Below are 24,612 nucleotides of genomic sequence, written 5' to 3' on the forward strand. Positions count from 1 at the left end.
TTTATTGATCAAAAGGTCCTGATTAATGCAGCACCAAAAAGGCTAGGAACCCCTTGCAGGAGTTTCCTAGCCTTCGTTTCATGTGATTAAGGTAGTTAGTTTGTTAACCAAATACTTTAACCCCGTCTAAATACGTCTTGTTCAAGTTCAATTCGTGGTCAAGTACGATGAAGTCGGCATCCCGACCTGGTAAAATATGGCCACATTGATCGCCAACGCCTGCACTATCGGCAGCATTAGCTGAAGCCATGGTAATTGCCTGTTCAGGTGTGGCTACGTTCCAATCCACCACGTTCTTAACCGCGTCCTTCAACAATAGAATGCTACCAGCCAAACTATCGCTGCCATCCGTTAGCCGGGCCGTCCCGTTGGCTACTTTAACTGGGAATTCTCCCAAAATATAGTCGCCGTCTGGCATTAAACCTGCCTTCATACAGTCGGTTACCAAAGCAACGTTTTGGTAAGTCTTGGTTTGCATCAAGATTTTAACGACGTATGGGTTAACGTGGTGCCCGTCACAAATTAATTCATCGGTCACCCCATCTAAACTCATTGCCGCGCCGGCCATCCCTGGCTCGCGGTGATTAAGTCCACTCATTCCATTAAAGGTATGGGTAAACATCGTCGCGCCCGCCTCTACACAGGCTTTGGCTTGGTCAAAGGTCGCATCGCTGTGCCCTAAGGCAACCACCACGCCTTCGGAACTAATCTTAGCGGTAAATTCTACCGCCCCGTCTCGTTCAGGAGCAATCGAAATTTTCCGGATCATCCCTTGGGCGGCGCTTTGCCAAGCATGAAATTCGTCAACACTCGGATTTTCAAAATACTTTGGATTTTGGGCACCCTTGTGTTTTTCGGTGTAGTAAGGTCCTTCAAAATGGATCCCTTGAACCTTGGCACCTTCAAAGTCGTCCACGTGGTCACTAATCGTTTGGACCACCTGCTTCAATTGGTCTGAACTAGCAGTTAAAGTAGTCGGTAGCCACGAAGTTACCCCGCATTCCAACAATCCCTTAGACATGGCGTCGATCCCTTCAGCATCGGCATCCATCACATCATGGTTCAACAACCCATGGATGTGCGTATCAACCAATCCGGGAGCTATCCATTGATCACCGTAGTCCACAATTTTGCCGGTAGGCTTTTCCTTTTGGTAACGCCCAAACTTACCGTCAATTACTGGCAAGTAGCCGCCCATTTCGACGTTGCTGCCTAAGAAAAATTTTGCTGCGTGAATATAGTATTCCAAAATATCGCTCCTAACCTTTAAAATCGTGGATGGTTACGCCCTTAACTACTCGGTTAACTGTTCCAGTTGCCGAAGGAGTGTCTGGGGTGTTATTAACTTTAATCGATGACAATAGCGCAACCGTTTGTCCAAACATTACGTCAGGGAAGGCCATGTAGCCATCTGGAATTTGATCGTTTCCGTTAGCAAAGGTGAAGTTTGCACCGGCAAAATTATTGTCAGATTTCACTCCAACTCCCATCACTACTGGCGCAATTTCGTCTCCGGCCACTTCGTCTAAAATGTCAACGTCGTATTGACGAGTGTAAGCTTCGTTGCTAACAAAATCAAAGAGGAGGGTCTTTTCATTAACAAATGATTTGGGACCGTGACGGAAGCCCATCGAAGTATCGAAGACGGTAGCCTTTTGACCAGCCGTGAGTTCCAAAACTTTTAGTTGGGTTTCTCGAGTCAATCCGCCAAGGGCTCCCGAACCTAGGTAAACAATTCTTTCAAAATCAGTATCGACAATCTTTTGAATTTCGTCCACCCGGTCAATTACTTCATGCCCCATCTTACTAATGGCCTTCACGTAGCTTTCCTTTTGGTCGTCCGTATGTTTTACATCAAAGACTAATAAAGCAGTCAGCAACATGCAGCTAAAACTCCCGGTCATGGCAAAACCCTTGTCGTTTGAGCGCGCAGGCTGCATTAAAACTAAGTTATTTTCGTCGCTTTGTGCGTGTTGAGCCAATTTACCTTCTGGTGCGCAAGTAATCGTTAATTGGTAAAGGTGACGAACGTACTTTTCAGCAATATCCACCGTTGCAACACTTTCAGGACTGTTTCCACTCCGGGCAAAGGAAACTAACAAAGTCGGAGTGTCTTTTTCAAGGTATTGTTTAGGCGTCGACACAATTTTGGTTGTGTCAATCGCTTCAAAACGGAAACGTTTCCGGTCGCCATTTTCGGTTAGGTATGGCGCCGCCGTATCCCCAACGTAGGCCGAGGAACCCGCACCGGTAAAGATCACCCGGACCGGTTCGTTGAATTCGTTTTCAATCTTTTCTAAAAATTCCGTAATGGTCGCTTTTGTAGCTTGATAGTTTTGCCAAGCTTCTTCCCACAATTCCGGTTCTTGTTGAATCTCCCGAGTGGTAATTACCGCTCCCATCTTGGTTAGCTCATCATCTGTTTTGTTAAACATAAAGTAATTCTCCTCTCAATCCTTCAGTGTCGATACTTGATATTGTAGACAAACTGGTCGCCCCGCGCACTGCTAATGGTGTACTCGATGATTTCGTTCTTATGATTGTACGTCGTTCGCCGCGCCAAAAACCCGGCAGTGTTAGAAGCAACGTTCAGTAGTTTAGCATCCTCATCACTGATAATTCCCACTGACAAACGTTCATCAGCAACTTTTACTTTTTCACCGTAATCCTCCAAAAAGATTGCGTACAGTGAACGTTGCTTAAGTTCTAAATCATCCCGACTTAAATTAGGAAACTTAGCCTGCGGAAGGTAGGTTCGGTCAATCATAATCGGCTGTCCGTCTGCCAAACGCAAACGTTTCAGCTTAATCAAACAAGTCCCCACCGGAACCTTTAGTTTTTGACTAAAGTACTCGTCCGCATCCCGCTGATACATTTCCAAAATTCGAGTCTCAGGCTTGCGTCCCATTGACTTCATTTGCTCGGTAAAGCTATATTCGTCGCCAATTTTCTGCGTGTAATCAATCATGTTGGCTACGAAGGTTCCCTTGCCGCGCTGTCGATAAATGTAACCAATGTTTTCTAATTCAGACAACGCTCCCCGGACCGTGTTGCGACTAACCGCATACTTACGCATGATTTCGCGCTCAGACAACAGCTTATCGTTTGGTTGATAATTATTTTTGATTTCTTTTCGCAAAACGTCCACGAGTTGACTGTACACGGGACGTTTTTCGTTATATTTAAATTCCATAACCATTCCGCTCTTTCTAAACCGGTTTCATAATGACAATATGATACACCAGATTCAGGAAAGTCGGATACTAAAATTGCAAATTAAGCTGCTTTTCCGATTACACCTAGTGCAGATAGTACAACTGCCACGATAATTACGATAAAGATTGCCTTGGTAGAAGTCATCCGTTTCTTACCGAGCATCCAGTAGATTGCACCAACAATTAATGCAGGAACTAACTTCGGCATGATCATGTCGATCTTATCTTGGAAGTTAACCGTCATCTTTCCTAAGTGCGCCACGAGGGTAACTTGGGTGTTAACCATGGTAGCTGCTAAGGCACCCACAACGTAAACCCCTAGAAGGGTTGCTGCGTCAGTCAATGCGTTTAATTGGCCTTGCATTTCGTTAACTAAGCTAACCCCTTGTTTATAAGCAAACTTCAATTGGATCCACCGGAACCACATGATGACGAAGTTAACCAGCATCCATAAGATTGCTCCAAAGGCATTTCCTTGAACCGCCATATTCGCGGCGATCGCACCCATAATTGCGGGAACGAGGGCTGCGAAAATCGAGTCCCCAATTGCGGCGAACGGCCCCATTAAACCAGCCTTGATACCAGCAACGGTTTCGAGCGAGTCGACCCCTTCTTTTTCTTCCAAAGCCATATCGATCCCTTCGATAATGGTGTTGAAGAAGTTACTGGTGTTGAAGAATTGGTTTTGCATCTTCATCATTTTTTTCAATTCGGGAGTATGGTCACCATACATCTTCCGCAATTGCGGCAAGATTAGGTACAGGTATGATGAACCTTGCATCCGTTCGTAGTTCCAGCCAACTTGGTTGAAAAGAATGTTCCGGATGTTCATTTGTTTGAAGTCTTTATCGTTTAGTTTATAAGTTACTTTATTTTTAGAGTTCGTCGCCATGAATCTCACCATCCTGTTCATCTAAATCTGTCGCGCTATCAGCTGACTTCGGTGCTGCAGCAACCATATTTTGTTCCTTTACCGAACGGTTGTATTGCATTGCTGCAAGTGCAAATCCAATCAAGGCAATTCCCAACATTGGCAAGTTTGCAAATACGGTAGTGAACTTAGCATTCATGCCCGCAATGGTTGTTCCCAAAGTAGAAATGTTGGCGTAAAGCGTTGAAAGCATTGCAGTAATTACGAAACCTAAAATGAGGTATGGCCAATGTTTCTTAACTGGTAGGTAACGAAGCAAGATTGCGAAACCAACTGCTGGAAGTAATGCTCCGGCGGTTGCCAAACCGTTACTTAACCATGAAAGGTTGGTGTTCATGTAATCTACGGCTGTCCGTACGAACGGGCCACCAAATGCGAGTGCTAAGAATACTGGAATACCACGTGATAACGTCCATGGAAGGTAACCATAGAGGAAGTTACGTTCAATCCCCTTATAGTTTTCTTCGTCGATCATCTTATCAATTCTGTGCTGGAAGAAGGTGTTCGCAAACCGTGCGAGAATATCGGTTTGAATCATCAAACTAGCTACCGGAACCCCTAAAGCTGCTACGGCAACTTCCGCTTTCATCCCAGTACCAATCGCAAACGCGGTTGCTAAAACAGTTCCGGAGTTGGCGTCAATCTTGGAAGCGCCACCAAAAGTTCCGACACCTAAAACGGTTAATTGTAAACTACCACCGATTAACAAACCAGTTTTTAAATCGCCCATTACTAAACCAGCGACGATCCCAGCCCAAATTGGTTGGCTCAAACTGGTTTGAACGGTCAATTCATCCATGATTTGCCACATTGAATAAATTGTTAATATAATAACTTGCCAAATTGCAATACCTGAACCCATGAGAATCCCTCCTTATTTAATTAGTTTTTTGGTTTAAATTTCTTGAGAATTTCCATAAAGTCGTTTGCTTGGTCACCAGGAACCATTTGTTGAGTAAGCTTAATTCCCTTTTCGTGCAACGCGTTAAATGCGTCTACGTCTTCTTGCACAACGTTAATGGAGTTAGTCAATTGGGTCGTTTCGTCAGTTTGGGACATATTACCCACGTTAATGGCTTCAAGCTTTACCCCATCGTTAACTAAATCTAACAAGATTTGTGGGCGCTTAACCACGATAAATACCTTTTGGGAATCGTAGCCGCCCCGGTTAATATGGTCAGCCGCCACCTTTTCAGGAAGCACACTTAAATCTACTCCTGCAGGCCGGGCTAATTTTAATCCCGCCTTTTCAATGTCACTAGCTGCAACTTGATCGTCAATTACCATAATCCGTGTAACGCCTAATTTGGTAGTCCACAAGTTTGCAACTTGGCCGTGAATTAAACGTCCGTCAATTCGTACTGCTGTAATTGCCATCCTACTCACTCCTTCGTTTTTTAAAACTCCGCTAATAAAATTACTGTTTCTAAGCCCTTGAGGCGGTACGGAATGGTCAACATCCCGTTTGAATCCGGTGAGGCAGTAACCTCCATACTCTGTAACTGCGCACCTTCGTGGAAATAGAGCTTCCAGTGTTGGTTCGCCTTTGCTTTAGTAAGGTGTAACTGAATTTGCGCTTGGTCATCGATCGTAAAGTTTGATAAAACCATTTGGTCGGCAACGGCCGTTAGTTTCGTCCCTGGCATCTCAATGACGTAATCCAAGTTCGTGATCTGATTTAAAATCCGTTTGAATAATTTCTCTTTAATTGAATAATATTGCGATTCCCAACCATATTTTGGATCAGTGTTCATTGGTAAAATTAGGGTCCGTTGGTTCACTAACGCCATCACCGGCCCTAATTTCTTGGCGTTTTCGTTGTACGCGTTTGAAATTATTTGCACCGACGCAGCTGGTTCATAACCAACTTGATAGTAGTCCCCAGTGTGCTGGAGCATCGTTACCCGCGGATTTTGAATTCCGTCGATGGTCATCCCATCAATTTGCTCGTACGATTGATAACCGGTTCGTGCTTTTTTCAGTTCCACTTGGTTGGCGCAAACTAATTTACCTAGCCCCCGATCAATTAAGATCTGGACGCTTGGACCATCAATTAGCACCACGTTGTTTTCAAGTAATTCGGTAATTTGCCGGTCAGTTAAATTGTTGAAGAACTGTCCGCTAACGGCCAGCACCTCATCCGTAAAATGACTTTGTAACGTCCACTTTTCGGGTTTGCAAGCAATCCCCAAAGTACCCAAAAGTTCCAACCAAGAATATTCTTGGGGTAGTAATTCTTCAGGGTTCTTACCGACCGCGGTTTTAAGGTTAAAGACCGCGTCCGGAGAAAAGAGGACCTTTACTCCTGCTAAATGTTTTTGCTTCAGGCGATGTTGCATACCTAAATTCATTAAGGGTTTGGATTCCGCTAAAAGACGCGCGTAATCATACGTTTCATCGATTCCGTTACCCATCATGTCAAACAAGTTCAGTAAAATTCCGGAAGCCCCCACCATTTGAGTACTTTCGAGTTGCAGTTTTGTAAACGCTTTAGATTTTACGAACGGAGAATACATGTAGCTTTCCAATTCGGGGTAAATATCGGAATTTTCGCCAACCAATTCGGTGGTAACTCGGGTAAATCGTTCAAATGCTCGCGAATATTTCAAGGGAGAGATTTCATTGTACGCTGGCAAATGCGGACGACTTACTCGAGGATGTTCATCAGCAAGGTTGTCTAATAAACCGTCCCAATCTCGTCCTTCCACGGCGTGCCATTCCGGAAACGAGCTCATCAAACCAAGACGAGTAGCTGGAGAAACTTGGTGAACTGCCGCCGCGATTTTGGCAGCCACCCGTTTCATTTCAGCACGCGCTACGCTAAGATAAACAATTCGTTCAGGAGTGGGTTCGCCAGGTTGCAACATTTTTGCGACAAAAGCTTCTCGACTAATGGGCTTTTCCAACATCTCGCTGTAAAGCGCCATGTGTCGGTCACAAAAACACGCTAACTTAATTGGCGTGTGGTTGTAATGACGAAAATCATCTTCTAGCCACAACTCTTTAGGCTTTAGCTTCGCATACTCCGCATAGATCGCGGTGCTGTAATTCACCCAACGGTCATCTTGCGGACACGCAATCGAAGCTGAGGCGTGTCCCAAGTAGTCGACCATCGTATCAAAGCCGAGCTCTGGAGGGACGCGGTGGCCCCGATCACTGTGCATCAAAGTCGTCCAAGGATTTAGACTGGTCGTGATGCCCATTTTCGCCAAACGTTCCGCAACTGACTTAATCGTTGGCAACCAATGTTCCCGCACTTGGGCGAGCGTTGGATGTCCTTGGTTAAGTTCTTCAGGGTTAATGAAAAACACCACGTTATCAATTTGCCCCTGTTTACAAAAATCAATTAATTTCGCTTCTTTTACGGTGTCCCAATTGTAGGGATCAATCGCAAATCTTAATGAATATTGGTATGTTTTTGCCATTAGCTTTATCCATTCAATTTAGCATTTACGTCAACAACGCCGTTCTGTGCCTCACTAATCAATGATTGTTTGTCAACATCCATTCCCATCATTACTTGGTTTGCAAAACCAATCACCATTGGTAGATTCAATCCGCTAACCACTTCTAAATCTGGGTACTTAGCCATCAAACGTACCACGACGTTTGATGGAGTTCCGCCGAGCAAATCAACCGCAACCATGGTCTTGTCTTGATTAGGGTTGTCATTAATAAACTCTTCGGCAGCCTTTTGTAAATCTTCCGGACCTTGGTTAGGTTGTAAACCAATCGCCTTCATGTTATCAATATGGCCTAAAATCATTTCTGCGCTTTTCAGCGTTTCGATTGCCATATTTCCGTGACTCATCAACAGTAATCTCATAAAACGTTCCTCCACATCCTCGAAATTTGTAACCGTTTGCTGTATCCGCTTACAAAATTCGGTAAAATAAATGGCTGAATTCCTCAGCTCCAATTCATATTATGACTGGTTGGTACCAGTATGTCAAACATTATCCGACCCGGGCAAACCTTGATATCAAGGCATTTTATACGGGTGAGAGCTTTGGTATAGTCCACGATTTAGCGAAATTAGCCCGATATTACGGCTTCTGTTCTCTAAATCAAAAAAAGCGGTTTTAAAACGTTTTACCATCAATTTTTTCTTTAAAAGACAACAAAATTTATCCTAAAAGTAAATTAAATTAGGTGCATTTAATATATATTCGCTCAGTCGCGCGATGATTTTTAAATTTAGGAGTTTATTTTGACCCAAGAAAATTCGCAATTACTTTTTGTAAACGATTTCTTTATGATAGGATTAGTGTTGGAAGGGTTTTATATGTTTTGAACCTAAGACGTGCATAATCAACAATTAAGAAGGAGAGCAAATCAACATGAAATTTTCCGTAACTAGTGAGGCAGCCCAGTGGTTTATCAAAGAATTGGATTTAAAACCAGGCGGCGCAGTCAAGATATTCACCAAAATTTACGGGGGAATCCCGACGGTTTATCCAAGCTTTTTCTTAGGGATTGCACCCGGAAATAAAAACGATGAATCAACCGCCAAGACCGTCGTAGATGACATCACCTTTTATATTGAATCGGGAAACGAATGGATTGTCGACAATCACGACTTGACCGTGGAATATAACGGCCAGGATGTCAACTATCGTTTTTCAGATTAAGTATGCGCGAGCCCATTTTTCGGACCGCTACTCGAACTAACGAAAGTGGAACAAAACTAAAGAAATGCTTTTCAAGGATGAAGGTCCTTAAAAAGTTGTTTTAGTATTTTGGCTTTAATAGAGACAAAACGTGTGCCAAAAGCCAGCTTGCTCCGCTTAACCAAAAATTGACCATCATGCCAAATTCAGGCATAATGGTCAATTTTCAGTTAATGCTCGCAAACTACCCGACTTTTGTCCCACTCTCTTTTAATCAATTTGTTTTGAAATATTAAATCAGCTCTTGCGTAGTTAAATCTACGACAAACGGGCTGACTGGGTCACCTATTTCATTAAACAGCGTCAAAGTCGGCGCGTTACTATACCCGTAGCGAGCTTGGGTAGTTCCTAGTGGAAAATGAACTCTTAGGTCAGTTCCTTTAATTTCTGCCGGGACCGCCTGCCATTTTTGCTGAACATACCCTTCGATTAAAGGTGGCTGGGTGGCATGTAACTCCTTAACATACCAAAAGTGAAAACAGGTTTGTTCCGCTTCTAAGCTCAGCCAGCCTAGTTGCGGAGTTGCTTGATAGTCCTTTCCCGCTAAGATACGACCTATGCGTTGGCCCGCCGCCATTTTAGCCGTGGGATGGGGATTATAATACTCCCCCGTATCCGCAATTGAAATCAAGTAAGTATCGGCAAGCCTTTGTGCCACTTTAAGTTGCTGCTGGCGGATTTTTGCCCACGCGTGACGTTTTACGTCCGCATATTTTGGCAGTTGCACTACGTATACCGGTAAAGAAACGTCCGCCAAAGTAGCCCGCCAATCGTTAATTAAGGTCTGCAAGAGTCGATCATAAATTTCAGGTTGATCTGCATCAGTTTCGCCTTGGTACCAGACCAGCTGGCTGAACCGGAAATGCCGAATCTTTCTTACCATTGCGTTAAACAGCGCCCCGGGTCGCAAATAGCTGTCCGGCGTCTTTGGCGGCGGCCAAGGCGTCTGCCCCACAATGTTCAGCGCTTCGCCAATCGGAACCTCCGGATTGCTTTTCATAAAGTTATACATTAATCGATTATGCCGTTTGACGGTTTGGTGATAACGTTCGATGTCTGCCTTAAAGTCCGCATCCGTAATCTTTTCAATGTGGCTTAAGAAAGGCTCCACCACCCGCTTTGCCAATAGCTTGTCTTTGCGTAAAGATGTTTCCGACACCCAGGTTCCTGCTGAAGCACCGTCCCTGGTACAACAAACGATCCCTACCGGCATTTTCGGGTCTTGTCGGGCCATTTCTTGGGCAGCGTAATAACCCACCGCCGAAACGTGTCCCAGGTTAGATTTCTTTACTTGGTGCCAATGGGTGGCACGGGATTGATATTCCTTAACCTCCCCATCTTCGTAAACAAAAGCCGGTTGAGGGACGTTGTAATAGGTGATGGGGGTTGCGGGAATTGACGTTTGGGCTTCCGTAAAATTTTGGTCTTGCGACATGCGAAAGCCCACGTTAGATTGTCCGGCAATCAGCAAAACTTGACCAAACCGAACGTTTTCTAACTTCAATTGATGATTTTGAACTTCAATTTTAACTTCAAATGAAGTTCGATAATCGGTAAAAGGTCTAAATTGACAATCCCACGTGCCATCTTTTCTAACAATCGCCCGCGCAACTTGAGTACCGATGGTGGTTTTAACCGTCGCTCCTGCAGTAGCTAATCCACTAATTTGAAATGGTTTGCCAAAGGGCAGAATCATATTATCAGAAAATATTTGATCTACTTGTAACTGATAATCCTGCATGTAAAATCCTCACTTAACTATTTTTTAGCAAGGTAAAGGGCGCTGGCGTTGTTACCATTGCCGCGCCCCTCCTCGCTATTTAAACTCAATTGAATACGTGAATGCCTGGGTTTCCTGCGGTTCTAGGAGATTGTTACCCTTTTTATTCTTCCATTCGGTAGGCTCTTCAGCAGCTTGATCCGGCAAGCCCGCAAACGGTTCAATGCATAAAAATGGCTCCGCACGGTTCTCCATTGTCCATAAGGTAAGGTATGGGAAGTCTTTGAAGTTCAATTTAACTTCATGCGCAGTTTGTGTTGAACCTAAAACGACGCTATCAATTTTCTTCGCATCTAAAATAATTAAACCGTCGTTAAACATTTCATGATTTAAAGTTAATTCGCTGTTTTTGATGGCTTCCCAAGGAGCTTTCTTTCCATCACGGAATGGTACTGGGTTAACCCCTAAACGCTGAATTCGTTTTTGGTGCGGACTAAAAGTTAAATGGTAGTTTTCAAAAATACCGTCGTTATCTATTGGAACGTTAAATGCGGGATGTGAGCCTAAAGCGTAAGGCATCCGCCGTTCGTCATGATTAATAACGTAGTAAGTAGTTAATAGCTGGTGGTCCTTTAACTCGTATTCTACTTGAAGCGTAAAATCAAACGGAAACATTCGTTTTGTTTGTTCATTGGCCTTCAATTCTAATTTTGCTGTCGTTTCACTTTGCGAAACCTTTTGCCAATCAAAATCCCGGGCAAAGCCATGTTGCGGCATTGAATAGGTTTGTCCTTCCAATACATAACTATCTTGGTTAGACTTACCAATTGCTGGAAACAGAATCGGGGCATGACGTTGCCAAGCTTGACCATTCCAAATGTAGTCGTATCCACTCGGTTGGTCAATCACGTGCGTCAGCTGCGCACCCATGTTATCAATTTCGACCGTTAAGTAGCGGTTCTTCAATTTAATCATCTAATTTACACCCTTTCTTTTGGTTTCCTCCACTATTAGCATGATTCATTTTCAAGTAAATGTAAAGGCTTTCTTGATTATTAAATCAACTATTTTAACGAATGGTTACCTAATACCTAACCTTTAGAAATGCCTGGGAAACTGGTATGATAGAAACGTTGGAAATTTTTCCACCGATGGCACTTCCCCGGTACTCCGGGTTCCTTTGGTCATCGTCATTTAGTAACTAATTAAGTTATAAAGGAGAATATTTATGTCAACTAAAATGAACGTCCGTGAGATTGTAATATCAGCAATCGTAGCTGCTCTATACGTCGCCATTACCTTTGTTTTTTCAGCAGTTAGTTTCGGCCCACTTCAATTTCGGGTTGCTGAGATTTTAAATTGTTTGGTGGTTTATGATCGCCGTTATATTTGGGGAGTTTCTTTGGGAGTTTTAATTGCTAACCTACAATCTTCTCTAGGAATTATTGACATTACGTGGGGAACTTTAACCACCCTCATCACCCTGAGCGTTGTAATCATCGCCATCCGGAGATTAACTGACAACCGAGTTAAGTTGGCCCTTACCGTTATCATTACGACCATTTTAATGGGCTTCTTAGTTGCCTTAGAACTCACCTATATTTTAAAAGTTCCCTTTTTCTACACTTGGGGAACGGTTAGTTTAGGTGAATTTGGGGTAATGTTCATTGGGGCTTTTGTAATGTACGCTCTAGGAAAAAGTATTGATCTTTCACTTAATAAACGTAGCTAATTAAAAAATTTAGGTAATAAAAAAGCGAAGTGTCCTCGGTTCAGGATCCTTCGTTTTTTTGTTGTTAGATTGGTGGGAAATGGCAGAGCTAACGTAGTCAAAACGGGTTCTGTACCCCAACTCCCTCCGGCTAACCAAATTAAGGCACTAATCGCAAAAAACACGATTAATGCCTTAATTCTTACAATTCTCTGCAGCATGGACCAAACGAGCTCCAGCCGCCAATCTTCTCCGGTTAATCAAATTTGGTCCTCAATCGCTTAAACCGCGATTAAGGCCCAAATCCAATTAATCCTCAAAAATTACCCGGCGGCTTCCGCTCTCTACTTAACTACCACCTTACCCATCATTTTTTGGCTTTCTACCAATTGGTGGGCCTTCTTTATGTTTTCTACGTTCATTGGGTGGAGTTCCTTTGTCATCGTTGACTTTAATTTTCCTTCATTCAACAATTTAGCAATCTTTTCTAGATTTTCGTGCTGGGACACGAGGTCTTCTGTTCCATAATAGGATTTCGCAAACATCCATTCCCACGCGAAAGTTACGCTTTTCCTCTTTAAATCGGTTAAGTTTACCGGCTTTTTCGTTGAAGTAATCGAAGCGATTCGGCCACCTGGCTTAATCAATTCCACCATTGCTTCCCACTGTGCGTCAATGTTATGCAATTCCAAAATGTAATCCACGTGCTGAACCCCTAAATTGCGCACCTCCATAACCAAATCTTTGCGATGGTTGACCGTTTGATCCGCACCGTGATCCAAGCACCACTGAATCGTTTCTGGACGTGATGCCGACGCAATCACGCGTAAACCGGCCAAATGTGCAAGCTGTGTTGCCACTGAACCTACACCGCCCGCGCCATTAATGATCAAGAGGGTTTTTCCCGCATTTTTCTTTGGGTCCTCTGAATCAATCTGAAGTTGTTCAAACAACGCTTCCCACGCCGTCAGGGACGTAAGTGGCATAGCTGCTGCATGAACATCATCCATTTGTTGGGGAGCGTGCCCGACAATTCGTTCATCGACCAATTGATACTCGCTATCACTACCCGCTCGTTTAAACGAACCAGCATAAAAAACTCGGTCGCCATTTTCAAAAAAAGTGACTTCCTTGCCTTTAGATACCACCGTACCAACCGCATCAAAACCTAATACCCGCGGTTCCTGCAACGGTTCGGATTGACCCTTTCGTACTGCTATATCGATAGGGTTTACCGAAACAGCACTTACCTTAACCAATAGATCATGCCCGCTTGGTTCAGGACGGTCAGTGGTAAACTCTACCAAACTATCCGCTTCCTCAATTGGTAGCGATTCTTTAAAGCCGATTGCCCACATTTTTTCACTCATAAAGTTCAGCCTCCTCTTTTTAAGTAGAATATATGCTTATTTGGTTTAAAAGTAAATAAATTGTTCTCCCTTAAGCTAACCACTAAAAAACCGTCCCCCTTCACCCTACTTTGGGCTCTGAGAAACAGTTTAATCAGATTGGTATTTGTCCCCTTAGGACATTTTTAGCTTAACTAAATGTGAATTGGCAAACCAGCAGCCACTTCAGCAGCATCCATGATTTCTTCACCAAGGGTTGGATGTGGGTGAATCGTCAATTCGATATCTCGAATGGTGATTCCATTTTCAATCGCTAAGGTTAATTCAGAAATCAAGTCTGATGCTTCTGGACCAACAATTTGGGCACCAATAATCGCACCAGTAGGGTTGTCAGTAACTAAACGAATGAAACCTTCCGTCTGGTCCATCGTCATTGCCCGACCACTTGCGGCAAATGGGAACTTGCTAGATTTAGCATCCAGTTTCTTTTCCGCAACCGTTTGTGGGGTTTCCCCAACCGTCGCTACTTCGATATTAGTGTACGCAACCGCAGGAATCACGTAATGCTTGTCGTGTGCGTCTTCACCGCTCATTGCTGCTGCAGCAACTTTTGCTTCATAGCTAGCTTTATGAGCCAACGCAGGCCCCGCAACTACGTCTCCAATTGCGTAAATGTGTTTTACTGAAGTTTGCATAGAGTCACTAACTTCAATCAAACCACGTTTGTCCAGCTTAACGTCCGTATTATTCAAGCCGATTTGGTCGGTGTTTGGCCGGCGTCCAACTGATACCAAGCAGTAATCTCCGGTAACTTTCTTAGTAGTTCCATCAACTTCGTAAGTAACGGTAACGTCTTTATCAGTTTGGTTAGCTTCCACTGCAGTCGCTTCCGTGATAATGTCTACGCCGTTCTTCTTGAAGTTGTTCAAAACTGGTTGAATCAACTCGCCATCGAAACCATTCAAAATGTGGTCAAGACCTTCAATAATGGTGATCTTAGAACCGAGGTTCATGTATGCGCCAGCTAATTCTGCACCGATTACCCCACCACCAATGATGATGAGATGTTCGGGAACGCTCTTCAAGTTTAATGCACCTGTCGAATCAATAACCCGACCACTAAACTTAAAGTGTGGAATTTCTACTGGGCGTGAGCCAGTTGCAATCAAGGCTTTCTTGAAGCGATAGATGTGCGAATCGTCTCCGTCAATTACGTTAACCGTTTCGTTATCGTTGAAGTACGCTTCCCCACGCACAATTTCTACCTTGTGCTTCTTTAGCAGCATTTCCACCCCACCAGTTAGTTTTTCAACTACTTGGTGTTGTTTCCAGTCTTGAGTTTTTGCAAAATCGAGCTTGGATTCACCCACGGTAACCCCGAACGGATTGCCGTGTTGCAAAGTTGCGTATAAATGTCCTGCTTGAATCAAAGCTTTTGATGGGATACAACCCACGTTTAAGCAAATTCCGCCAATAAAGTCGCGTTCCACAATGACTACTTTTTGGCCTAATTCAGCTGCCCGAATTGCGGCAACGTAGCCACCAGGGCCTGAACCAATAATTAACGTATCAACATCGATTGCTTGTGTGCCAACAACCATGACTACACCTCCATAAGCATGTAGGCAGGGTTACCTAAGAGTGCCTTCAGCTCGTTCATAATTTTTTGTGCTAGAGCACCGTCGATTAAACGGTGGTCGAAACTAAGTGATAGTTTCAAGGTATTACCAACTGCTAATTCACCATCTTCGTTAACAATTGGGGTCTTGCGAATGCGGCCAATTCCAAGAATTGAGCTTTCACCTGGGTTAGTGATTGGAGTAAAGAAGCCGCTGCCGCTTTCAGAACCAATGTTGGAAATTGTAACGGTTCCGCCTTGTAATTCAGCAGGCTTCAATTTGCCATCCCGGCCCCGGATTGCCAAGTCATCAATTTCTTGGGCAACTTGCATAATTGACTTCGAAGCAGTGTTTTTAACGTTTGGTACGAAAAGTCCTTGATCAGTATCTACAGCAAAGCCCACGTTAGTTTCTTCGTAGTAGACGATTTCTTGGGTTTCGTCATCAATTGTTGCACTCAATTCTGGGTACTTACGTGCTGCTGCCGCCAATGCTTTGGCAACAAATGGCATGTAAGTTAGCTTGTAACCCTTCGCCTTAGTTTGTTCCTTGAATTGATCACGGAGTTCCATTAACTTGGATACTTCAACTTCGTCCATAATCGTTACATGTGGAACAGTTTGAACGCGTTGGGTTAAGTTCCGTGAAATTGCCTTACGGATTGGTGAAAGTGGTACTCGACCAGCCTTAACTGGGGCTGGTTTTGCAGGAGCTGGTTTTGGAGCTTCTGCAGCTGGAGCAGCACTAGGAGCTGGTGCGGCACTTTCAGTAGCCTTTGGAGCAGATGGGGCAGTACCGCCGCCACTAAAGTTCTTCACGTCTGCCATGGTAATGTGACCATGACGACCCGTTGCAGGAACTTGCATTAAGTCAATGTCGTGTTTCCGAGCGTATTCACGAACCGAAGGCATTGCCAAAACTTGGCCATTAGAAGCCACTGCCGTTCCAACTTTAGTAGGTTCATCATTATTAGCTGGTGCGGCATTTTCCTTAACAGGAGCTGCACTTGCTGCTGGAGCAGCGTTTCCACTACCAGCACCGCTACCGTCACCGTTAAATTCGATGAGCGGTTCGCCAACCTTAACCACGGTTCCCGCGTCTACGAATAACTTAGTAACCTTTCCAGAATATGGTGAAAGGATTTCTTGCATTAACTTGTCGTTTTGTACTTCGGCAACTGGATCGTCTTCCTTAACTTCGTCGCCAACTTTAACTAACCAGTTTGCAATTTCGCCTTCTGCCATACCTTCACCAATGTCGGGCATGTTGAAGATTTCTGCATCGCTGCTAGGGGCATTGTCGCTGCCCTTGTCAGCTGCTGGAGCAGCATCGGCAGCGTTATCCTTGCTGTCGGCACCACCGCCAGTTCCGTCGCCATCAAATTCGATGAGCGGTTCGCCAACCTTAACTACGGTTCCCGCATCTACAAATAGTTTAGTAACCTTTCCTGAATATGGTGAAAGGATTTCTTGCAATAATTTATCATTTTGAACTTCAGCCACCGCGTCGTCGGCTTTGACATCATCGCCTACTTTTACCAACCAGTTGGCAATTTCGCCTTCTGCCATACCTTCGCCGATGTCTGGCATTTTAAATATTTCAGTCAAAGTTTACGACCTCCTTGATCTTGTCAATTACATCGTCTTCTTTTGGTAACCATTCGTTTTCAGCTAGCGCAAATGGGTAAACTGAATCCGGAGCGGCTACCCGACCAATTGGAGCATCTAAACTCATAATGAAACGTTCACTAATTTCACTCATTACCATTGCTCCAATACCAGCTTGACGTTGTGCTTCTTGAGCAACTACCACCCGGCCAGTCTTTTCGATACTCTTGCCAATTGTGTCAAGGTCGAGTGGGCTTACGGTCCGTAGGTCGATTACTTCAACATCAATGCCTTCTTTAGCAAGGTCTTCTGCAGCCGCTAGACTGGTGTGTACCATGCCGCCATAGGTAACAACGGTAACGTCTTTACCTTCACGTACTACGTTTGCTTTATCGAGAGGGGTGGTGTAGTAACCTTCTGGAACTTCGCCACGAATTGAACGGTACAAACGTAAGTTTTCAAGGAAGATTACCGGATCGTCGCTTTCAATTGAAGAAAGCAATAATCCCTTCGCATCTGCTGGAGTTGCCGGCATAACTACTCGTAATCCAGGAGTTTGTGCCATTAATCCTTCTAGAGAATCCGCATGCATTTCAGGGGTCTTAGTTCCTCCACCATATGGCGAGCGAACTACGATTGGGAATTTACGAGTGCCGTGGAAACGGAACCGTCCCCGAGCCATTTGTCCAGCAATGGAGTCCATTACTTCGTAAACGAACCCAAAGAATTGGATTTCCATGATGGGACGGTAATCTTGGGTGGTCAATCCAATTGCTAAACCACCAATTCCACTTTCTGCTAATGGAGTGTTGAATACTCGATCTTCACCGTACTTTTCTTGAAGACCATCGGTAGCTCTAAATACACCACCATTTTTACCAACATCTTCACCAAAAATTATAACGTTTTCATCATTAGCAAGCGCCAAGTCTTGAGCTTCTGTAATCGCTTGGATATATGTTTTTTTAGCCATGATTACTTGCCCTCCCCTCTAAATTTGTTGATCTGATCTTGCGCTGCTTGTCCCGGAACTTCTAAGGTTTGTTCAATGAAGTCTGAGATCTTTTGCTTAGCAATGCCATCAGCTTGTTTTACTGCGTCATCAATTTGTGAGTTAACAATGTCTGCCCAGTCGTTTTCAATATCTTCTGACCATAAGTCACGATCAGTAAGGTACTTACGGAAACGAATCAATGGTTCACGCTTAGTCCAGTTATCAATGTCTTCTTGAGTCCGGTAACGGAGTGGATCATCACCTGACATTGAGTGCGGTCCTAAACGGTTAGTGATGGTTTCAATGAAGACTGGTCCATTGCCATCTACAGCCCACTTACGAGCTTCTTTAGCGGCAAGGTACATCGCAATTGGGTCCATTCCATCAACTACGAAACTTGGCAAACCAGCTGCCCAGCCTTTAGCTGCAAGGTGTGGTGCTTTAGTTTGTACGCTACGTGGGGTGGAGATTGCGTATCCATTATTTTGTGCGAAGAAAACTGTTGGAGCGTGGTAAGCGCCGGCAAAGTTCATTCCTTCATAGAAGTCACCTTGTGAAGTACCACCATCACCAGTATATGCGTAAGCAACGTTTGGTTTATTACGTTTCTTCAAACCTAAAGCTGCGCCGGCTGCTTCAACATATTGGGCACCAATAATGATTTGTGGGAACCATCCGTTAACGTCTTCGAATTCGTTACCTTCGAAGTGACCACGAGACCACAAGAATGCTTTATAAATTGGCCAGCCCTTCATAATCAGTTGTGGAATGTCACGGTAACCAGGGAATAACCAGTCACCCTTTTCAAAGGCATAGTTTGAAGCGATTTGGGAAGCTTCTTCACCAATGGTTGGTGCATAGAAACCTAACCGTCCTTGCTTGGATAATTTTGATGAACGTTCGTGCAAGATCCGGCTGAATACCATTTGCTTCATGAGTTCAACCATTTGGTCATCACTTAATCCCGCTCTCTTAAGGGCGTCTTCATCTACGATTTCGCCATCGTTGTTCAAGACTTGGAGCATTGGAAAGCTTTGGTCTTGATCTTCCATTTGAAGGTCGAAATCTAAAATCTTTTTATTGTCATCTTTTATAGCCATAACTACCCCTCCTAGGCTTCAAATAATTGTGTTAATTCATCAACGCTGATGGTACCAAAGTACTGCTGATCCTGGTTTTTCTCAAAGACCGGTCTGATTTGATCCGCTTCAAACGGCAAGCCAATGAACTGATCTTTGATGTCCCGCCAGTCACGCAGCATCAAGAAATCTCCGGTAAAGTTAATATCTTGAATGACACCACCCTCAACTTGAACCTGGACTTCAATGATCCCGCCATCGTACTTCGCGTGATTCTTAAAATTAAAGTTCGGCGATTGACCATAGTTCCAGTCCCAAGTTGAGAATTGATCTGCAGTCAACCGAATAATTTCTTGTTTTTGCTCAGGAGTCAACAGAATCTCGGAATCGCGTCCGTGATCGGTCAGCTCGTATTGTACGGCTTCCCAGAAGTCTTGCAACGTCAACCCTTCTGGTGCGGCTTCCTTAATCATCCCGACACGGCTGCGTACTGACTTAGCAGCTTTCGAAATAAATTTTTCATCCGCCACGTTCAGTGCCCGCACCATCGTGTCGACGTTGCTATCGAATAGTAACGTTCCGTGGTGCATTAAGTAGCCCTTTGCATAACGCTGGGCCACGCCTGAAATCTTCTTGCCATTAACAACTAAGTCGTTGCGTCCCGTAGCTTCTGCTGGAATTCCCAAGTTATGTAACGCCTTCAAAACTGGCTCAGAAAATTGCTTAAAGTCCGTATTAGCTGATGAATCTAGTGGTACAAATAATGTAAAGTTTAGATTACCTAAATCGTGATAAACTGCCCCACCTCCAGTAACTCGCCGAACAACTTCAATTTGATGTTGATCGATAAATTCTTGGTTAACTTCACCAAATGTATTTTGGTTTTTTCCTACAATGACAGCATTATTATTTTGCCAAAGCGCGAATATTGGTTCATCTGCATGAAGGTTATTCAAGATCCATGTATCAGTTGCGATATTCGTGTAAGCATCTGTCCCCAAATATGTGACATAGCGCACAATGTAAACCCCCTCGTATCGGCTTTGTAAGCGGTTTCTGCTACAACCTCATAATAACACACATTCGCTATTTTGTGGACGATTTTTCCGAATTAAAATGTTTAAACAGCAAGCTTTGTCCCATGAATTTAACTTTTTAAAGTGTACAAATGGCAATTGGTATATACACTATTGCGATAAAAAAGACCTAGGATTCACTAACTCAATCCTAGGTCGAGGGTCTTAATCGCGGTTTTCTTCTGCTTGGATTCTTGCCACTTGTTCACTGATTTTCAAGAATGGTAGGTATAAGAAAACGCCAATAATAATCACAATTAATTGCAGGATAACCGAACGCCAATCTCCGGCAGTCGATAAATAAGGACCGATTAACGGTGGAGTAGTCCAAGGCACTAACACGACCGTCCGACTTACCCAACCCCATAAGGTTGCAAAATATCCAATCAAACTACCAATGGTGGGGAACAACACGAACGGAACGATCATCGGAAGGTTGAAAACGATTGGAAATCCAAAGATCATCGGTTCGTTGATGTTAAAAATCCCGGGTGCCAACGACAATCCGGCAATTTGCCGTGATGATTTCACTTTACTGAAAATTAGAATTGCAATAATCAATGCAATGGTGCTTCCCGAACCACCGACTAAAGTATAGTTGCTAACAAAAGAAGTGGTGATGATGTTGGGAATCTCTTGATGATGCGCATAAGCCGTCATGTTTTCGTTCATATTAACCAACACCAACGGATCCAATAAGGTTCCTGAGAGAACGGTTTGGTGAATTCCTAAACCAAACAGGAAGTTAGCTAAGGTGTAGATCACACAATATCCGACAATGCTGGTGTTAAAGCCCCGCAATGGTTCTTGAATCCAAGTTTTAATTAAATTAATTAGGTCAGCATTGAAAAATCCAGCTAGCAGTGCAGCGATAATTGCAAAAAATGACATCAATAAAATTGCTGGAAGTAACACACTGAATGACGCCGCTACTGCTGGGGGCACGTTTTCTCCTAAATGAATCTGAAGCCGTTTAACTGACGCTAGCTTAATGAAAATTCCCGTTGCAATTAAACCAACGAAAATTCCGCCAAACATCCCTTGGGTCCCCGTATTTAAATAACTCAATCCACCGGTAACGGTTGCCATTTTCGCACCGCCCGACGCTACCGTCCCCAGTTGAATGCTGTTCGGCATTAGGATAAAAATGCTGGCTAACGACATGGCTGCCGCAGCAATTGGATTATTGAAACCTTTATTTTTAGCCAGCATATAGCCAATCATCGGGGCAACTAAAATTCCAGCTACGTTTAAAGTTCCGTTAACAATCGCGTTACCGACAACTTGGAACTTCGCTAGCAGGTCTCCCTTTAAAAACCAAGTAAACACTACGTTATTTAGCAAAACTCCGATGCCGGCCACGATAAACATTGGCAGAATAACTGCGAAAGCATCCCGCAAGGACCGTAAGTAAACCCAATTGCCGACCTTTACCGAAATTTCCGTAAATTTGGCAATGAACTTTGAATTCTGCATTCGATCATTAATTGATCCGCTTTTCGAATCGCCCATAAAAATTCCTCCCGTTAAAAATTTCTAATCTAAATCAGCACCATTAGACTTGATAACTTTTGCAAACCAGTAGTAACTCTTTTTAGGCACGCGTTTAAGGTCGCGGAGCTCGTGATTGCCCCGGTTAACGTAAACCATTCCGTAACGTTTTTCCATATTGCCTGCCGAACTGGGGATATCGATCAATCCCCATCCCAGATACCCTAGCACCGCTACTCCATCGTCATTTACCGCCGCCATTAGCGCTCGTAAATGATCACGGTGATAGGCAATTCGGTAATCGTCTTGAATCATTTGTCCATGAAATTCTTCCCGATACCCGATTCCATTTTCAATCGGAAACATCGGAATCCCGTAGGCGTTATAAGTCTTCGTCAAAACGTCGCGGAAGCCTAGCGGGTCGATATTCCAGCCCCATTCCGTTGCTGTGAGATGGGGATTTGCTACCGCGCCGTAATCTAAGTACCGGTTGGGCATGGTGCCTGCTGGAATCTTGGTTGCATCCACCACGTTACTTGCGTAGTAGCTGAAGGCAATGAAGTCGCTCTTTAATTTGGCGAATTCTTGCCGATCTTGATCCGTAAAATCAATATCGAAATGGTGCCGTTCAATATAGGTGGATACTTCCGTTGAATAGTGGCCGTTAACCCAAACGTCCAATAAATTGCGATTCAAATATTCATCAATTTGCCGCGCAGCAAAGACGTCTTCCGGCAAACTGCTGTTTGGGTAAGTCTCCACGAACGCCAGCATTCCGCCAATTTTAGCGTCACTGTGTTCGTGCAGGTAATTTGCAACCTGAACATGAGCCGTCATTACGTGATGCGCAATCCTTTGCAATTCCTCATCGGTGCGGTCGCCATTTAAATAACCAGCAATCCGAAAGGCCTCCGTTTGCGAATATAGGTTCTGCTCATTAAACGTAATCCATAACTTAACCCGGTCGCTGAACCGGTCAACCATTTCCTTACCCAAGCGAACAAAAGCATCCACCACGTGGCGACTCAAAAAGCCGTTATATTGTTTTGCCAAGTGCAACGGCATGTCAAAATGATACAGACAGATCATCGGCTGAATGCCCCGTTTTAACAACGCGTTGATTAAATTATCATAATAACGAATCCCCTCTTCATTGAATTCTCCGTCGCCTTGCGGGTTTACCCGGCTCCAAGAGATCTGAAAACGATAGCAGTTCATCCCCTGCTGAGCCATCAAATCCAAATCTTCTTCATAATGATGGTAATTATCAATTGCCACGTCCCAATCCGAAGTTTCTGCGGTTGCTTTATACGTGTCGTAAACGGACGGTCCCTTACCGCCCTCATGTGCACCTCCTTCCGTCTGCATACTGGATGTTGAATTTCCCCATAAAAAACCATCGGGTAACTTTGCTTGCACAATTATGACCACCTTTCTTTTGTATCCGTTTTCATTATAATCACCATTTTTATAAAAGTAAATTCTTTTATGGCAAAAGTATATACTTTTATTAATTTGTGAATACCATTAAGATGGGCTAAAATTAACGGTGATTAAGGATGGTGTCAGATAAATGTATAAATACGAGAAAATTTCGCAAACTTTGCGCAAAAAAATTATAAACCACGAATTGCAGCCGGGAGTCATGTTGCCAGACCAAAATCAATTGGCAAAAGAATTTAACACCACCCGCATCACGATTAGCAAAGCAATTCAGATTTTAATCATTGAAGGACTAGTTTATAGTAAGCGCGGGGCGGGGACGTTCGTTCGAAAAGACGTGCAATTTAACAATGATTTCAATACAGACGTTGACAAGCCGTTGGGAACGACCATGACCCACCCTAATAAAAAGGTCACTAGCAAACACATTCATTTAACCGCCCGGATCGCTACCAAGGATGAGCAGGAACATTTACTGCTGGAAGACGGGGAGACCGTCTACGTAATTAAGCGAACCCGATTGATTGATGGCAAACCGTTCAGCTACGAACAAACGATTATGCCAACTAAAATTGCGACCATCACTAAGGAAATTCTTCAAAAATCGGTTTACGAATATTTACAAAAAGAGCACCATTTAGAGTTTGCCGGATCACATCGCCAAATCATGGCTCGTAAGGTTTCGGATGAAGACGTTCATTTTTTAGGTGAAAAGAAAGGGGACCCCATTTTAGTAATTAGTCAGGTCAACTATTTAGTTGACGGCACCCCTTTTGAATACTCCGAATCACATTTTCCGTACCAAAATAGCGTGGTGTCGGCGGACATAAAATTAGAACACTAATAAGTTTTAGGTCAGCGCAACTCTGTTTCTGCAAACAATTTTCGTTTAGAACCAAAAATGGGAGCTTTCAGAATTTTGATCTGAAAGCTCCCATTTTTAATATTCTATTGTTGCGATGGATTCGTTGATTCACTTTGTCCATTAACAATGTTTTGAAAACCGTTAACTAATTGCGCATTTTCCGTCACCTTAAAGTTAACTCCGTCGCTAGCTGCTTGAGAGGTAACTAACACTTCTGGAGTTTGTTGGTGGAAAGTAAACAAGTATAGGTATTGAGTGCCGGCATAAGCTGCGACCACTTGATAATCGCTGCCGTCTTTTTTGTTAGTCGTCCATTTCATCGTCACCGGTTGTTGGTTTACGTAAACCGTCCCCGTCGATAAATAATCGGGAAGCGTGACGCCTTGGAAGGTTACCGAGCTACCTGAATTAGTTCCGGTATACGATTGCCCCATCGTCTGTTGCCAATCACTAATGAACGCAGCCAATTTTGCATCCTGTTTCTTTGTCCAAAGCTTATCTTTGCTTGATTTATGTTTATGTTTTTTTGTCGTTGCCTTTTTAGCGGACGACGAGCCTTCTTCAACGTCAATCACCTTAGTACTGCTAGATTGCCGTGCCGTGGTGTGTTCAGGTTCCACGTGGTTAGGATAGAAAAATTTATATCCGCCTAAAATGACCAATAGTGCCACAATGACCCACACAACCGGATTGACCGGCCAACGGGAGCCCTTTTTCATGTGTTTCATCTAATCACCTCATTTCCATTTATTATACAGGAAGCTAGCCTTTCGTGGGAGACCACGCCTAAAATACTCTTTAAATTGGTGCTATGTATACAAAAAGGGGGCGGAAATTTCCGG

The 24,612-nt window shown here is 43.8% G+C and carries 22 protein-coding genes; 3 read left to right on the forward strand and 19 right to left on the reverse strand.

Translation table 11 applies throughout. The annotated features are described in order from the left end of the window. Positions 1 to 103: 103 nt before the first annotated feature. The 8 genes from nagA to NL111_RS09480 all read right to left on the reverse strand — a co-directional run bounded on the left by nagA (position 104) and on the right by NL111_RS09480 (position 7,972). On the reverse strand, positions 104 to 1,249 hold the full coding sequence (gene nagA, locus NL111_RS09445; RefSeq protein ID WP_002832564.1) for an N-acetylglucosamine-6-phosphate deacetylase: 1,146 nt from the start codon (positions 1,247 to 1,249) through the stop codon (positions 104 to 106). Between the two features lie 10 nt (positions 1,250 to 1,259). Further along, positions 1,260 to 2,435, reverse strand: coding sequence for an SIS domain-containing protein (locus NL111_RS09450; RefSeq protein WP_162013296.1), 1,176 nt, complete (start codon positions 2,433 to 2,435; stop codon positions 1,260 to 1,262). Positions 2,436 to 2,458: 23 nt separating this feature from the next. Then, a complete protein-coding gene (locus NL111_RS09455; protein ID WP_002829461.1) occupies positions 2,459 to 3,193 on the reverse strand; it encodes a GntR family transcriptional regulator in 735 nt (244 codons plus the stop codon). A gap of 83 nt (positions 3,194 to 3,276) precedes the next feature. Next, entirely contained in the window at positions 3,277 to 4,107 is an 831-nt protein-coding gene (locus NL111_RS09460; protein WP_002832566.1) for a PTS system mannose/fructose/sorbose family transporter subunit IID, read from the reverse strand. Beyond that, complete coding sequence (locus NL111_RS09465) at positions 4,091 to 5,008, reverse strand: PTS mannose/fructose/sorbose/N-acetylgalactosamine transporter subunit IIC (RefSeq protein WP_285110210.1); 918 nt, start codon at positions 5,006 to 5,008, stop codon at positions 4,091 to 4,093. Before NL111_RS09465 ends, NL111_RS09460 begins: the two co-directional genes overlap by 17 nt. Before the next feature lie 20 nt (positions 5,009 to 5,028). Beyond that, on the reverse strand, positions 5,029 to 5,523 hold the full coding sequence (locus NL111_RS09470) for a PTS sugar transporter subunit IIB (RefSeq protein WP_002832567.1): 495 nt from the start codon (positions 5,521 to 5,523) through the stop codon (positions 5,029 to 5,031). Positions 5,524 to 5,543: 20 nt separating this feature from the next. Continuing rightward, positions 5,544 to 7,571 (reverse strand): hypothetical protein, encoded by a 2,028-nt coding sequence (locus NL111_RS09475; protein WP_285110211.1) that lies wholly within the window; start codon positions 7,569 to 7,571, stop codon positions 5,544 to 5,546. Positions 7,572 to 7,576: 5 nt separating this feature from the next. Next, entirely contained in the window at positions 7,577 to 7,972 is a 396-nt protein-coding gene (locus NL111_RS09480; protein ID WP_002829452.1) for a PTS sugar transporter subunit IIA, read from the reverse strand. Positions 7,973 to 8,486: 514 nt separating this feature from the next. On the opposite strand from NL111_RS09480, the gene NL111_RS09485 reads away from it, so the two are divergent. Continuing rightward, the gene (locus tag NL111_RS09485) at positions 8,487 to 8,777 is read left to right on the forward strand and encodes a HesB/YadR/YfhF family protein (protein ID WP_285110212.1); all 291 of its coding nucleotides are present in this window, start codon (positions 8,487 to 8,489) and stop codon (positions 8,775 to 8,777) included. Positions 8,778 to 9,048: 271 nt separating this feature from the next. On the opposite strand, the gene NL111_RS09490 is transcribed toward NL111_RS09485, so the two are convergent. Continuing rightward, positions 9,049 to 10,557, reverse strand: coding sequence for a sialate O-acetylesterase (locus NL111_RS09490; protein WP_285110213.1), 1,509 nt, complete (start codon positions 10,555 to 10,557; stop codon positions 9,049 to 9,051). A 75-nt stretch (positions 10,558 to 10,632) separates the two neighbouring features. Continuing rightward, positions 10,633 to 11,511: an aldose 1-epimerase family protein gene (locus NL111_RS09495; RefSeq protein WP_285110214.1), complete on the reverse strand. Its 879-nt coding sequence runs from the start codon at positions 11,509 to 11,511 to the stop codon at positions 10,633 to 10,635. Between the two features lie 253 nt (positions 11,512 to 11,764). Here NL111_RS09495 and NL111_RS09500 point away from each other — a divergent pair, with 253 nt between their 5' ends. Continuing rightward, complete coding sequence (locus NL111_RS09500) at positions 11,765 to 12,268, forward strand: QueT transporter family protein (protein ID WP_285110215.1); 504 nt, start codon at positions 11,765 to 11,767, stop codon at positions 12,266 to 12,268. 323 nt (positions 12,269 to 12,591) lie between these two features. Here NL111_RS09500 and NL111_RS09505 read toward each other — a convergent pair whose 3' ends face one another. The 8 genes from NL111_RS09505 to NL111_RS09540 all read right to left on the reverse strand — a co-directional run bounded on the left by NL111_RS09505 (position 12,592) and on the right by NL111_RS09540 (position 22,881). Continuing rightward, entirely contained in the window at positions 12,592 to 13,617 is a 1,026-nt protein-coding gene (locus NL111_RS09505) for a zinc-binding alcohol dehydrogenase family protein (RefSeq protein WP_285110216.1), read from the reverse strand. 173 nt (positions 13,618 to 13,790) lie between these two features. Beyond that, positions 13,791 to 15,197 (reverse strand): dihydrolipoyl dehydrogenase, encoded by a 1,407-nt coding sequence (lpdA, locus tag NL111_RS09510; RefSeq protein ID WP_002829442.1) that lies wholly within the window; start codon positions 15,195 to 15,197, stop codon positions 13,791 to 13,793. 2 nt (positions 15,198 to 15,199) lie between these two features. Further along, positions 15,200 to 16,804 carry a 2-oxo acid dehydrogenase subunit E2 gene (locus NL111_RS09515; RefSeq protein ID WP_502929583.1) on the reverse strand — a complete coding sequence of 535 codons (1,605 nt, stop codon included), beginning with the start codon at positions 16,802 to 16,804 and terminating at the stop codon, positions 15,200 to 15,202. 10 nt (positions 16,805 to 16,814) lie between these two features. Beyond that, the gene (locus NL111_RS09520; protein WP_002829439.1) at positions 16,815 to 17,795 is read right to left on the reverse strand and encodes an alpha-ketoacid dehydrogenase subunit beta; all 981 of its coding nucleotides are present in this window, start codon (positions 17,793 to 17,795) and stop codon (positions 16,815 to 16,817) included. A gap of 2 nt (positions 17,796 to 17,797) precedes the next feature. After that, positions 17,798 to 18,916, reverse strand: coding sequence for a thiamine pyrophosphate-dependent dehydrogenase E1 component subunit alpha (locus NL111_RS09525; protein ID WP_285110219.1), 1,119 nt, complete (start codon positions 18,914 to 18,916; stop codon positions 17,798 to 17,800). 11 nt (positions 18,917 to 18,927) lie between these two features. After that, positions 18,928 to 19,914: a lipoate--protein ligase gene (lplA, locus tag NL111_RS09530; RefSeq protein WP_002829437.1), complete on the reverse strand. Its 987-nt coding sequence runs from the start codon at positions 19,912 to 19,914 to the stop codon at positions 18,928 to 18,930. A 222-nt stretch (positions 19,915 to 20,136) separates the two neighbouring features. Then, positions 20,137 to 21,483, reverse strand: a complete 1,347-nt coding sequence (locus NL111_RS09535; RefSeq protein ID WP_002832577.1) for a PTS sugar transporter subunit IIC — start codon at positions 21,481 to 21,483, stop codon at positions 20,137 to 20,139. A gap of 24 nt (positions 21,484 to 21,507) precedes the next feature. Further along, the gene (locus NL111_RS09540; protein WP_285110220.1) at positions 21,508 to 22,881 is read right to left on the reverse strand and encodes a glycoside hydrolase family 1 protein; all 1,374 of its coding nucleotides are present in this window, start codon (positions 22,879 to 22,881) and stop codon (positions 21,508 to 21,510) included. Positions 22,882 to 23,035: 154 nt separating this feature from the next. Between NL111_RS09540 and NL111_RS09545 the strand changes: the two genes are divergently transcribed. Next, positions 23,036 to 23,749, forward strand: a complete 714-nt coding sequence (locus NL111_RS09545; protein ID WP_285110221.1) for a GntR family transcriptional regulator — start codon at positions 23,036 to 23,038, stop codon at positions 23,747 to 23,749. 104 nt (positions 23,750 to 23,853) lie between these two features. Here NL111_RS09545 and NL111_RS09550 read toward each other — a convergent pair whose 3' ends face one another. After that, positions 23,854 to 24,498 carry a DUF4767 domain-containing protein gene (locus NL111_RS09550; protein ID WP_285110222.1) on the reverse strand — a complete coding sequence of 215 codons (645 nt, stop codon included), beginning with the start codon at positions 24,496 to 24,498 and terminating at the stop codon, positions 23,854 to 23,856. Positions 24,499 to 24,612: the final 114 nt, after the last annotated feature.

The sequence above is a fragment of the Pediococcus sp. AC40 genome (genome assembly GCF_030252485.1).
Classification (GTDB): Bacteria; Bacillota; Bacilli; order Lactobacillales; family Lactobacillaceae; genus Pediococcus; species Pediococcus acidilactici.